An 11,033-nucleotide genomic window follows, 5' to 3' on the forward strand; every position below is an offset into this window, starting at 1 on the left:
GGATAGGTTTGGACACTAACCTAGAGAAGTCACCTCCTCACTCACAACATGCGACATCGTGTCGCGCTTACCATGTCGTCCGCGTAACGGACTGATTGGTGTATTTCCTCAATTCCATTGAGCGCAATATTGGCTAGTAATGGACTAACCACACCCCCTTGTGGGGTTCCTTGTTCGGGAAATTCTGGATTAACTCCTGATTTTAGACAGCGGAATATTCCGGTCTTGATGCCCCTTGGGGCGAGGAGTCGTTCCATTATGCTGGTGTGGCTTATCCTGTCGAAGCATTTTTCGATATCGAGTTCTATGACTCGCTTGGATATTCCGTGGGCTTTTGAGTTTAGATTTAGGAAAAGAAATTTCTGCGCGTCCTGCGCCGACCTTCCTGTTCTAAATCCATAGCTCCTAGCGTGGAAAGTAGCTTCGTGCGCTGGCTCTAGCGCGTATTTTGCGAGGCATTGCCACGCTCTATCGGCGATAGTTGGTATCTTAAGGAGGCGGGTACTCCCATCCTTTTTAGGGATTGGTATTGAACGTAACTTCTGATGTTTCCAGTTGTTACTTTTGGCTCTGAGTTCTTCACTCAGGGCAAACCTTTCCTCAAATGTGAGTGAGGCTCTTCCATCGATTCCCGCAGTCTTTTTGCCAGCATTTAGTTGAGTTACTTGACGTATCGCCAACATTCTTGCAGCCCAAGATTTCAGAATTAGCTTTTGAAGGGACTTCGCTTTCCGCTTGTCTCCAACCTGAATCGCTTTATACAGGCGCTTTTGTAGGCGGAATAAATTACGGCGGAATTTCTTCCACGGTAACGTCTTCCAAGATTCACTAACATTTCTGTTGTGACTAATCATGCTCTGCTCCAGTTTGTGTGTTCTGAACACCTCAGACCAATTACGGTCTGTCCTACCCGAATTGAGGGAGTTCCGCTTCTCGTCTAGCCTACTTGGAGTTCGACTTCCCCTTGACCCTTAGCTCGTTTTTCTTCGTTCCCTCGGTTAGATTGATTGTTCCTTTAGGTGGAGCCAATTTAACTACTGGTTTCCCTGGACTCTTGCCGATATTGGTGTATATATTCGGCGGGAATAAGCTCCAGTGGAGTCGGGAGTTTTGTCTGTGTCCCGCTCTGGGTTAAGTTACTTTTCTAGGCTCTGTTTCACCGTAGAAACCCCCCATTAGCGCCAGTGTCACCCCACAACGGATGTCTGATTGCGCCCTGTTCCCAGCTTCGCTCTCTAGAAATCGAGTCTAGTCGGCGTGGGCAGATAGGGAGTCATACCTGAGTCTGGTAGGCGAGACTTTCACCCGCATCCGACCGAGAGTTCAGCCTTGTGGCTGGAAACGTTATGTACGGACTGATTACCGTGATTCACGTTTCAACGAATCGCACAACACCTACCCATTCACGGATTTTCCACCCAAAAACAGACATCAACCGATCACCACTTACCCAACGCCCCCCAAACAGTACCCGAAACCACCCCCCAAATCGCCCCCAAACCAGCCCCCACGATCGCCCCCGCCACAGGCCCCAACTCCATCGGCACCCCAGCGCTAACAGCCGGAAACATCGCAGACACCCCCGCCCCCAACACAGCACCCGCAAAAGTCCCCAAAAAACTTCCCCAAATCGCCCCCAAACTCCCACCATTGACACCCGAAGGCTGAAACGAAATCGGCAACTTCGGCGCAAACCCGCAAAAGCCCAACAAACCCCCAGAAACCACACCTCCAACAGAACCCACACCAGCAGCCACGATCGCCACACCCAGCAGCAAACGCGCAAACTCATCCATCGGCCGCATCTGGACACCGTATTGCTGCCAAACCACCAGCCCAGCCCCCAAAAAAACACCAGCCAGAGTCCCCACAAACGAGCCCCAGACAGCCCCCAAATACCCTCCCCGCCGGCCCCACACCCTCCCCACCGGCAGCGCCAGAGGAGGCCGAAAACTCGCCCAAACACAGCCCCAGACTGCACCAGCCCCCGCCCCAGCCAAAATCCTCTCCCCGATCCCCGGAGTGCTATTAATTGCGCCAAACACCGCACCGCCGATCGCCGCCAACAAAAAAGCCCCCCAAGCCGCCCCCACCAAAACTCCGCCCCACTTCCGCCAAATCTGATTCGGCGGCAAAGTAAAAACCCCCCACATCACCCCAAAAAAACAGCCCCAAATCGAACCAACAAAAATCGCCCCCAAAATAGCACCGCCGCCCTCAGCTATTGCCGAATAAATCCCCCCGATCGCCGCCAAACACAAACTACCCCAAACACCTCCCCAAGCAGCATCCTGAAAAATGCGCTCAAACTTGCCCACCGGAAGCTGAGGCGCAGGAGTCCGACTCCGAGAAGACATCGGCATCGGTAGCAACGGCACTGCGTACTGACCGAGGGGGCGTGGCAGGCCCGTGGCGGGCTGTTGCCGGCGCACTGCGGGTGGGTTCACGACAGGCGGTGGTTGGGGCTTTTTACGCTTGATTTTCGCGGGCTGCAAGTGCAATCCGTGGCTGACTGCTTGCCGCGAAGGAAACGGATCGCGGCCTTTGAGGAGTTTTGCCCGATCGCACCAAGGGCACCGACTGAGATGATTTCCGTATTTATGCTGACTATTTTTGCTGCAAGTTACCAAAGCATCTTCCGCTTCCCGAATCGCATTCACCCAAGTTTTCGCATCCGGGCGCGCCGAAGGATTGCCGTGCCCTTCCTCAAAACAGCGGATAAACATCTGCCGCAGCCGCGGATGCAGCATCTCAAAAGGAGGCGCAGCGGGCATCGGGCGGTAGCGGGCGGGCACGGGGGCACCGCCCCTACTGCATCCGGGGACATGGCCCGATCGAATTCTCGCTTCCAAAGACGGTGGTTCATCGCTACCGAGATAAACTCCCGAAAACGGATGCGTACCTTCCATCAGCAATTGAAAAATTAATACCGCTAAACCGAACAAATCGTGCTCTGGAGATCGATCGATATCGCGGAAAGTCTGGCCCTGCAACTCCGGCGGCGTAAACTCCGGTTTCCCCACGGGACACCGATAAACGTAACCTGTATAAGGATCGCGCACTTGAAACGAATCCGTGTCTACCAGCGTTACCAACGCCGTATCCGTCACGAGAATGTTCGACTCGTTTACGTCACCGATGACGTAACCCCTGACGTGGAGGGCGTTTACAGCCGAGGCGAGATTTCTGGCGGTACGGTGGAGGTAAAGATAGCTAAATAGCGGTTTTTGTTCGCGCCTGGTTTTGGGAGTGTAGAAAGTGTGTACCGGCATCACTTTTTTGACGCGCGGCATCACAAAACCGACGATTTTTTCTCGCCCGCCGACAGTATGCAGCAAATCGATCGGCCAAGCAATCGAAGCGTGCCCCGGTTCCGCGATCGGCGCATCCGGCGGCATACTGAACATGACTGTGAGTTTGTCGCCGTCTTCGTCTGTCGGTTTGTGGTAGATTTTTGCTACAAGGGACGAGTCTTGGGCGATCGGGTAGATGCGACCTTCACCCCCACTGGCGATCGCGGTTTTGGTGTCGATCGCAATCAGTTGTCCGCTAAATTGGCGCTGCAACTGCATAGAATTCGCTTAGGGTATGGGGGCATCAATCGATTTTAGATTTTAGATTTTGGATTTTAGATTAAAGAAAGCTACCCCACTGATAAATCCGTAATTCTATTTTATTGTGGGGAGTAGGGGTTGGGCAGGAGAGCCCGCCCTGGAAAATTCAGCAACAGGGTACGAGGGACTGTTCCACGATAATTCTATTTTATTGTGGGTTGGGCAGGAGAGCCCGCCCTGGAAAACTCAGCAACAGGCTACGAGGGCCTGTTCCACAATAGTTCAATTTTATTGTGGGGAGTAGGGATTGGGCAGGAGAGCCCGCCCTGGAAAATTCAGCAACAGGCTACGAGGGCCTGTTCCACAATAGTTCAATTTTGCAGTTGTGCTTACAATTGATTGGGATCGATGCCCATTTCTCGGAGTCTTGCTTCCAAAGCTTGCGATCGCGATCGTTCTTGTTCCAGCAGCATTTCTGCCTGTTCTGCCCGCGCCTCGGCTTGCTGTCGCAGTCGATCGAGTTCCACAAAACTCATAAACGGTTCTCCAGAGGGCCCGAACATTTCGAGTCCTGTTTCTGATAATTGAAACCGCACTCCCAATCTCGGACTTACCCAACCGTCCATTTGTTCGATCTGTTCTAATTTTCCCTCAGCCCGCAACCATCCTATCAGTTCCAATTTTTCTGGATCGTACAAATAGTATTCTTCCACACCATAGCGTTCGTAAAATTGAAATTTTTGCATCATCGGAGTCAGACGATTTCCCCGCGACCAAATTTCAAATGCGACTTGTGGCGCAATATCATTTTCATACCACTGTTGATAGGAACCTCGATATCCTTTGGGGATGCCAAAAACTGCCATTACATCTGGTGCTTGAGACAGTTTGTTATTGCCTTCCACCGGATACCAAAGCAAGTCACCTGCTACAAAAACATTTGGATCATCGGCAAACAGCAATTCTAAGTTTTCTTTAATCCAAACAATTAATCGAAACTGATCCGTATTGTTTGAAATCGGTTCGCCGTTATCGTCGGGGTAGATGATATTTGATTTTTCGGGAGATTGCAGTTGTGTAACCATTGCTGTTTCCCCAATTTTTTTGACAAGTTGATTTTATTTTAGTCGATCGCCTGTTTCCTCTAGCAGTTCGTCAACTGCGCCTTTGATAAAGTTATCCACCAACCAGTCGCGGGTACGTGAGAAATTGCTCTCCAATTCCAGGTAATGACTGCCTAATTTTGCCTTAAAGTCTTTGGGGAAAATCTCTTTGGCCACTAACATATTTTTCCAGCGAGTTAGCTGGCTGGCGTTGCGTTCGGGAAAGCGGTTGTACAAATAGTCGATCGCGATCGCATCTAGAATAGCCGCACCGAGGATTTCCCGCCGTTTCACCTCGTTTTCTAGCGCAATTTCTCGCCGCTGACTTAGATCCTCATGCTGGCTAACGTTTGGTTCAATCCAGTGCTGAATCAGCCAGTTTCCCCCACGGAAAAAATCGCGCTTCAACTCCAAGTAAATCGCGCCAAACAAAGCTTCAAAAGTCTCTAAAAATCTTCTATTGTGCTCGCTTTCTTCTGTTTCTTTTCCATTCCAGACGCGCCAACTGAGTTCGTTGAATTTCAGATTTTGTGCAAAATCCGCAAGTTTTTTCGGATCTGCTAAACGATCTTTTAAGGTTGAGATCGCCTCTGGATCGAGTTCTGGATATTCGCGGTAGAGGTAATCGGTAACAACCGCACCGAAAATCGCTCCCCCTAAGAGTGACAGCCGTTTGTACTTAACCTCTTGCCAAGCGGGAGACTCCTCCGGGCGATCGGAGTAATAGCTGGTAGAGTAACGGCAATTCAAGGCGATTTCCAGCAATTTTGTCTGCTGAAAGCTGGAAAGGTCGATCGCTGCTTTGACTGCTTCAATATCTACATTATGTTTAATTCGCTCTAATTCTTCTTCACATTTTCCCCACTTTTCCAACCAATCACCGCCCGCATCTTCCACATACAAATCTACAAAATCTACCCCGTAATTCATCCATTCATCCTGCATTTTTCTGGCTGCTTCCAGTTCTTCCCAGACTTTTTGCAAGTTATTTTCAACGGTGTGTGTACCTTGTACTGTCATAGTATTTGATTTTGATTTAATTAGATTTTATTTCCAACACTTTCACCGCAATTAAATCACATCTCACTTCAATTTAGAGCGAGTTGCTAGTTATTTCACACGATTGATTGCTGCGGTAAATGTTCCCATTGCTTAGCCTTCGTATCAAGCACCTGTTGCCACCGTCTGGCAGACGCCTCCCCGAAACAGAAAAGGGGAGGAAGAATCTTGCTCCGCCTTTTCTTTTGCGGGAAGCTGTCTGGGGACTAGGCTTTTGCCATTGTCGAGAATTGTGAAATATGTGAGTTAGTCAAAATTTCTTTTTCACAGAGTTGGGAGCAGTCGAACTATTCTCAGCAGCATATCTGCTTGATTTACGGGAACTTGAGGTAACGACCTGCGGGCAAATTATCACTATTATATAATGCAATGTTAACTAACTGGTTCAGGAAATTTGCATCGTTTTTATCATAACTTAAAAATAATCCTCTGTCAATCCCCCAATCTTGAAGAGTTTGTTGCCAATTTTGATATTTGAGTTCCGAAAACTCATCCGAAAGAGTAGTGACTTGAATGCAGAGGGGCTGCTGTTGGCGGTTGCTAACGATGGAATCGGTTGCCATAGAAAGATCTGCAACATATCGATACAAAACAGTGCCTTGGCGATCGACAATTCGGGCTGCGATCGCACGAATCACGATATCATCTCCCGGATCGAATTGGCCGGCCTTGAGTTTTTGTTTCCAGATGTAAAATTTGCGATCGTTTTCGCTCAGCCATTTAGGAAATAGATAGCTGTACCAATACCTTTCTCCCGGAGTCATTAACTCAAAAGCGGCTTGCTGTTCTCTTTCCGAAGGTAGAGATTGAACTGCCAGCCAAACCTGAGAATCTCGGATAAGCTGCAGCAAAAAAGCCATCACAAATTTCTTAGCAGTTAGCGAACCGGGTTTAATATCTTTCACCCAGCGATTGATTTCATCCAATCTTCTCGCCAAACTCGGATCTATTAGATCTGCGTCGCTAATTAGGGAGTTGAGCTTATCCTTAATCTCTTGTGCTTGCAAATGACGACCTACTGTACAAACTAAAGCAGAATTGTTGACACCTCGATTTTATTATAGAACCGCGCCAAATTTTCACCGCTCATTAGACATTTCCAACAATTGTTATGGGGCAGGTATCCTGACAGCCCTTGACTTGATTTTTAGGAGATGTCTATTTAATAGTTGCAGCCGATTCCCGCAGGCGCTGGTACAATAAAACCAAATAAACATTCATCAACGGCCCGGCTAAAAATCCGAGTAGATTACCTGCAAGTTTAGATGCTAGCAAATTTGCCGTCGAACTGATTAATAGGATCATCAACACTATTGGCACGGAAACCACAAAAATGATCAGAAAACTCGCTCGGAATACCAACCACCAGCGCCCTTTAGTTAATTCCCAACTGCTGCTAAGACTGTCCAGCGCCGAAGAGTTATCAATGACGGTAGCGTACAAGGAAAATATTAAGCGATATGATACATAAAGACCGGGAATTATTAGTGCAATGAAGCCGGCCAACGCCAGCCCCGAAGACATAATATAAACCCAAATAAGGGGCAGCAATCTTCTGTTTGCTTGATTGAAAGCCTGACCCACAGTTACTTGATTTCGAGTCAAACTTCGGTAAGTGTAGAAAATCATGGCTCCCGACAATAAAGGAATTGCCACGAACCAGTAGATAATATTGAAAGCAACACCGACTGAACCGAGATTGTCTAAACTATTGATCGCGGACAATATCAAATTGGGAAAATTGATTGTCAACAGGGGAGCGTATATAGGCCCCGTAGTAGCAAATGTTTCTCGCAACAAGTTTGTGGCACTAATTCGTGAACTTGTCATAATTTTTTATCCCCTTTTTGTAAGTGGAGTTGAGATCACATCTTGCACCATTCTCAATCAGCCTTTTCTGAACAGGCTTTCCGGCCTGTTCCACAAGAAAATTTATCTTTTGTGGAACAGGCCGGAAAGCCTGTTCTTGAGAATGGTGCAATATCTCAAGTTGAACAGACTAGACATTGCTCGAAAAAGTTGCTAACAATAATGTTAAGTCATCATCGGTGCGTTCGGAAACGCGGGGCGATCGCAAAAATGACTCTAACTGCTGTTTGGCATCTTCTTCTTCTTTCCACTCGCCAGAAAACCGAAACAAAGGCGCAAAAAACGGCCCATGTGGCGTGCCTTCTGGGATTTTGAGAGCTAGCATTTGCAAGCCGTCGGAAAACACCGCCAAGTGCCGCAGTTTTTCCCGGAGTACCTGAAATTGCGCTGTTTCTATCGCATTCGGCGAAATCAAAAAGATAGTTTCGTTGATGTATTCGCCGCAGGGAGGTACAGTCAGGGCGATCGCATTTCCTGCACTATCACCTGCTACCGCCGCACCGTCGCCGATTTGAGCAACTGCGATTAATTCCGGCGTAGCAACAACCGCAATTAAAGTGCAGGCTAAATCTCTCGCAGCCACTTCCCGCACAGCCGCTTCTGCTTCCACCTGCGCCCGCGCAACTTGCAGTGATGCTGTCAAGAATACCTGCCATTCATCGTCATTTTGAGGCAGCCTTTCCTGTTGCTGGCAAATCGTTTCGACAACCGCTTCCACAGCAATTTTTGCCCCAACTTCTGCGAGTGCTGCCGATCCCGCGCCATCGGCAACCGCTGCCGCTAAAACACCGTTTGGCAAGAGACGCCAGCAGTGGGCATCTTGACAAGGCTGCGATCTTTTTTCGTGGCTCGTACCTATCACCGATGCCGCTACAACTTGCCAATTAAAGGATGAATTCTGCATTAATAACTCTTTAACTCAAAACTTCGTAAATTCACAACTCTGCAAAGTCTGGACGGGTTTATTTATCCCTAATTACAGCACTTTTCTGGGTTCGCAGGTACTAGCCCTTGTAGGGACACGGCAGTGCCGTAGGGACACGGCACTCTTACTAATGACCAATGACTAATGACCAATGACCAATGACTAATGACTAATGACTAATGACTAATGACTAATGACTAATGACTAATGACTAATGACCAATGACTAATGACTAATGACTAATGACCAATGACCAATGACTTCCAACTAATGACTAAACAGTTCCCCATCCAGGTGGCGGCAGTGCTACTTGTTCATCAATTTTTGAGTGAGAAACTCTCTGCATACTAGCCGACAGCCAGATGAACATCTCTCTAAAGTCTAATCCTTTCAATTTTACAGGCGTGCGATCGACAATTTGCGCGAGACGGGGAATATTAGCACCTTCCACTCCGACTGCAAAAAATGCCACGCGCTTGTTAGTTTCTTCCTCTTTAATCCGCTGTGCTGCTATTTCCACAACATCGTCGGATTCACCTTGAGGTTCGCCGTCGGTAATCATAAATACCCACGGGCGGTAGTAGGTAATGCCGTTGTTGCGGTATTCGGATTTGCGGGCCGCAATGGTATCTAATGCTAGCTGAATCCCGGCGCCCATGTGGGTTTGTCCTTGAGCTGTCAGCAGTGGCGTCTCGAACTGGTCGGCGGTAACGAAGTCTTGTACGACTTTGATATGATTGTCAAATGAAATAATCGCGACTTCGACTCGCTTTTTAGCTAGTTCGTCTTTAATTAGGTCATTCCTAAAAATTTCCAGCCCCTCATTCAAGGCATCTATGGGTGCGCCTTGCATGGAGCCGGAGGTGTCCAGCAGGAGGACGCAGGGACAGCGCGGCTCTGGGTTTTCGGCAAATTCTACGGCTTCGTCTAGTCTCATGGTTCGGGGTTGACCTGGGAGTGGCTCGATTTCTAGGTTTGTTACTTTCTACCCTAGCAAGTAGGTGACATATTTAGCTCAATCTGCCCGCTGGCGATCGTATTTTACCATTTACCTGAATCGATTTGAGATTTTTAATTGTAGATTTGAGATTTTATAATTGGATGTCTGGGGTCAAAAAAACAAATTCATTCCTGCCTGTGGTAATATAGACTAATAGTATTAGTGCAAAATAAGGAAGAATCTTATGATTGCAACAGTCACGCAAAAATTAACCTTTGACCAATTCCTTGTAGAATGTCCAGAAGATGGACGCTATGAACTGGTAAATGGAGAAATTGTAGAGATGAATGCGACAAGAAATCATGATGATGTTGCTGATTTTACGTCTGACTCATTTAAAGATCAAATTAAACGGCTAAGTTTAAATTATGTAGTCAACAATACCGCCGTTATCAGAACTGTAAGTAAAGCCGGCATCGAACAAGGGCGGAGACCGGATGTCAGTGTAATCGATCGCGATTTGTGGCGGTCAAACCGTTCTGCTTATTCTGCCTTACAAGAACCAATTCAACTGGCAGTGGAAGTAACATCAACAAATTGGGAGGACGATTATATAGACAAATTGGACGAATATCGGCGCCTCGGAATTCCTGAGTATTGGATTGTCGATTATTTAGCAATTGGCAGCAGGGAATTTCTGGGAAATCCCAAAGTTCCAACTGTATTTGTCCACTTTTTGGATGCAGATGGCAACTATCAAAGAAGCGCGTTTAAAGGCAGCGAAAGAATTGTATCGCGGACTTTTCCCGAATTAACGCTGACAGCAGAAGAGGTGATGAATGTTTAACTTCGGTTAATCCAGCTAGCCAGACTATTCTCCATAAACAATCACTAAAAATATGAAATCTATTTCTGATAAAAAACTTTCTAATCAAAAAGCTATTAGTCCTTGGAGTTACAAACCTTGGTGGTGCCAACCTTGGTCGATTCTTTTAACTGGTACTAGCCTGATTAGCGGTAGTTGGTTTTTATTAAAAACTATTTGGATAACGGTTTTAGTCGCGATTCCTTTATTAGCATGGATGGGTTTTTTCTTGTTAGTTTGGCCGAGGTTGATGCTGTCTAGCGGAGTTTTGGATTCCGATGCAGATTAGGTTTTGGTGGCGCGCACCTTATGTTTAGGGTAAGGTGCGCGCTCATTGGTGTCAACTTAACGTTAAACCCTCAGTCCGGCAGGGTTTGAAACAACAGCCTCAAAGCGAAAGTCCTCGCTATGAGGACTAATGAGTTCTTCAGTCCTCTTTGAGAGGACTTTCGCTATCAGACAGGGAATTCATTCCCTGGCGGAGTGCCGGGTGAACGCGAGGACTGTTTCATTCTCTTGTAGGGGCAATCCCCCCGTGGTTGCCCCGATGTCTGAAACCCCGACCCGCTCGTCTATGGGCTGGGCGGGCACGGGGAGTAGGGGTCGCACCGCCCCTACAAAACCCTGCTTTTTCTGAGAATGAAACAGTTCTGGGGTCAGCCGGAGGAATGGCGGACTAAAAGCTTCAGTTGACACTAATAGTGCGCGCTGCACATCC

The 11,033-nt window shown here is 47.7% G+C and carries 10 protein-coding genes; 2 read left to right on the plus strand and 8 right to left on the minus strand.

Annotated features, from left to right (window positions below):
* Window positions 1–41: 41 nt before the first annotated feature.
* The 8 genes from QUB24_RS00005 to QUB24_RS00040 form a co-directional block, all read right to left on the minus strand.
* Window positions 42–854: a reverse transcriptase N-terminal domain-containing protein gene (locus tag QUB24_RS00005; protein WP_333149410.1), complete on the minus strand. Its 813-nt coding sequence runs from the start codon at window positions 852–854 to the stop codon at window positions 42–44.
* A gap of 585 nt (window positions 855–1,439) precedes the next feature.
* A complete protein-coding gene (locus QUB24_RS00010) occupies window positions 1,440–3,572 on the minus strand; it encodes a DNA-binding protein (RefSeq protein WP_333149412.1) in 2,133 nt (710 codons plus the stop codon).
* 371 nt (window positions 3,573–3,943) lie between these two features.
* Window positions 3,944–4,639 (minus strand): Uma2 family endonuclease, encoded by a 696-nt coding sequence (locus QUB24_RS00015; RefSeq protein WP_333149414.1) that lies wholly within the window; start codon window positions 4,637–4,639, stop codon window positions 3,944–3,946.
* Window positions 4,640–4,672: 33 nt separating this feature from the next.
* Window positions 4,673–5,677 carry a ribonuclease III domain-containing protein gene (locus QUB24_RS00020; protein WP_333149416.1) on the minus strand — a complete coding sequence of 335 codons (1,005 nt, stop codon included), beginning with the start codon at window positions 5,675–5,677 and terminating at the stop codon, window positions 4,673–4,675.
* 353 nt (window positions 5,678–6,030) lie between these two features.
* On the minus strand, window positions 6,031–6,723 hold the full coding sequence (locus QUB24_RS00025) for a hypothetical protein (RefSeq protein ID WP_333149418.1): 693 nt from the start codon (window positions 6,721–6,723) through the stop codon (window positions 6,031–6,033).
* A gap of 151 nt (window positions 6,724–6,874) precedes the next feature.
* A complete protein-coding gene (locus QUB24_RS00030; protein WP_333149420.1) occupies window positions 6,875–7,546 on the minus strand; it encodes a glycerophosphoryl diester phosphodiesterase membrane domain-containing protein in 672 nt (223 codons plus the stop codon).
* Window positions 7,547–7,715: 169 nt separating this feature from the next.
* Window positions 7,716–8,489: a PP2C family serine/threonine-protein phosphatase gene (locus tag QUB24_RS00035; protein WP_333149422.1), complete on the minus strand. Its 774-nt coding sequence runs from the start codon at window positions 8,487–8,489 to the stop codon at window positions 7,716–7,718.
* Between the two features lie 295 nt (window positions 8,490–8,784).
* Window positions 8,785–9,447 carry a VWA domain-containing protein gene (locus QUB24_RS00040; RefSeq protein ID WP_333149424.1) on the minus strand — a complete coding sequence of 221 codons (663 nt, stop codon included), beginning with the start codon at window positions 9,445–9,447 and terminating at the stop codon, window positions 8,785–8,787.
* Window positions 9,448–9,694: 247 nt separating this feature from the next.
* On the opposite strand from QUB24_RS00040, the gene QUB24_RS00045 reads away from it, so the two are divergent.
* Both QUB24_RS00045 and QUB24_RS00050 read left to right on the plus strand, forming a co-directional pair.
* Window positions 9,695–10,297 (plus strand): Uma2 family endonuclease, encoded by a 603-nt coding sequence (locus tag QUB24_RS00045; protein WP_333149426.1) that lies wholly within the window; start codon window positions 9,695–9,697, stop codon window positions 10,295–10,297.
* 52 nt (window positions 10,298–10,349) lie between these two features.
* Window positions 10,350–10,604, plus strand: a complete 255-nt coding sequence (locus tag QUB24_RS00050) for a DUF6737 family protein (protein ID WP_333149428.1) — start codon at window positions 10,350–10,352, stop codon at window positions 10,602–10,604.
* Window positions 10,605–11,033 lie beyond the last annotated feature (429 nt).

Source organism: Microcoleus sp. B9-D4 (assembly GCF_036705105.1).
In the GTDB taxonomy this organism is placed as follows: domain Bacteria; phylum Cyanobacteriota; class Cyanobacteriia; order Cyanobacteriales; family Microcoleaceae; genus Microcoleus.

Bases quoted from the DNA above. Each gene is read 5' to 3' on its own strand.
- QUB24_RS00005 (WP_333149410.1), bottom strand. From the start codon at position 854: ATGATTAGTCACAACAGAAATGTTAGTGAATCTTGGAAGACGTTACCG.
- QUB24_RS00010 (WP_333149412.1), bottom strand. From the start codon at position 3,572: ATGCAGTTGCAGCGCCAATTTAGCGGACAACTGATTGCGATCGACACC.
- QUB24_RS00015 (WP_333149414.1), bottom strand. From the start codon at position 4,639: ATGGTTACACAACTGCAATCTCCCGAAAAATCAAATATCATCTACCCC.
- QUB24_RS00020 (WP_333149416.1), bottom strand. From the start codon at position 5,677: ATGACAGTACAAGGTACACACACCGTTGAAAATAACTTGCAAAAAGTC.
- QUB24_RS00030 (WP_333149420.1), bottom strand. From the start codon at position 7,546: ATGACAAGTTCACGAATTAGTGCCACAAACTTGTTGCGAGAAACATTT.
- QUB24_RS00035 (WP_333149422.1), bottom strand. From the start codon at position 8,489: ATGCAGAATTCATCCTTTAATTGGCAAGTTGTAGCGGCATCGGTGATA.
- QUB24_RS00040 (WP_333149424.1), bottom strand. From the start codon at position 9,447: ATGAGACTAGACGAAGCCGTAGAATTTGCCGAAAACCCAGAGCCGCGC.
- QUB24_RS00045 (WP_333149426.1), top strand. From the start codon at position 9,695: ATGATTGCAACAGTCACGCAAAAATTAACCTTTGACCAATTCCTTGTA.
- QUB24_RS00050 (WP_333149428.1), top strand. From the start codon at position 10,350: ATGAAATCTATTTCTGATAAAAAACTTTCTAATCAAAAAGCTATTAGT.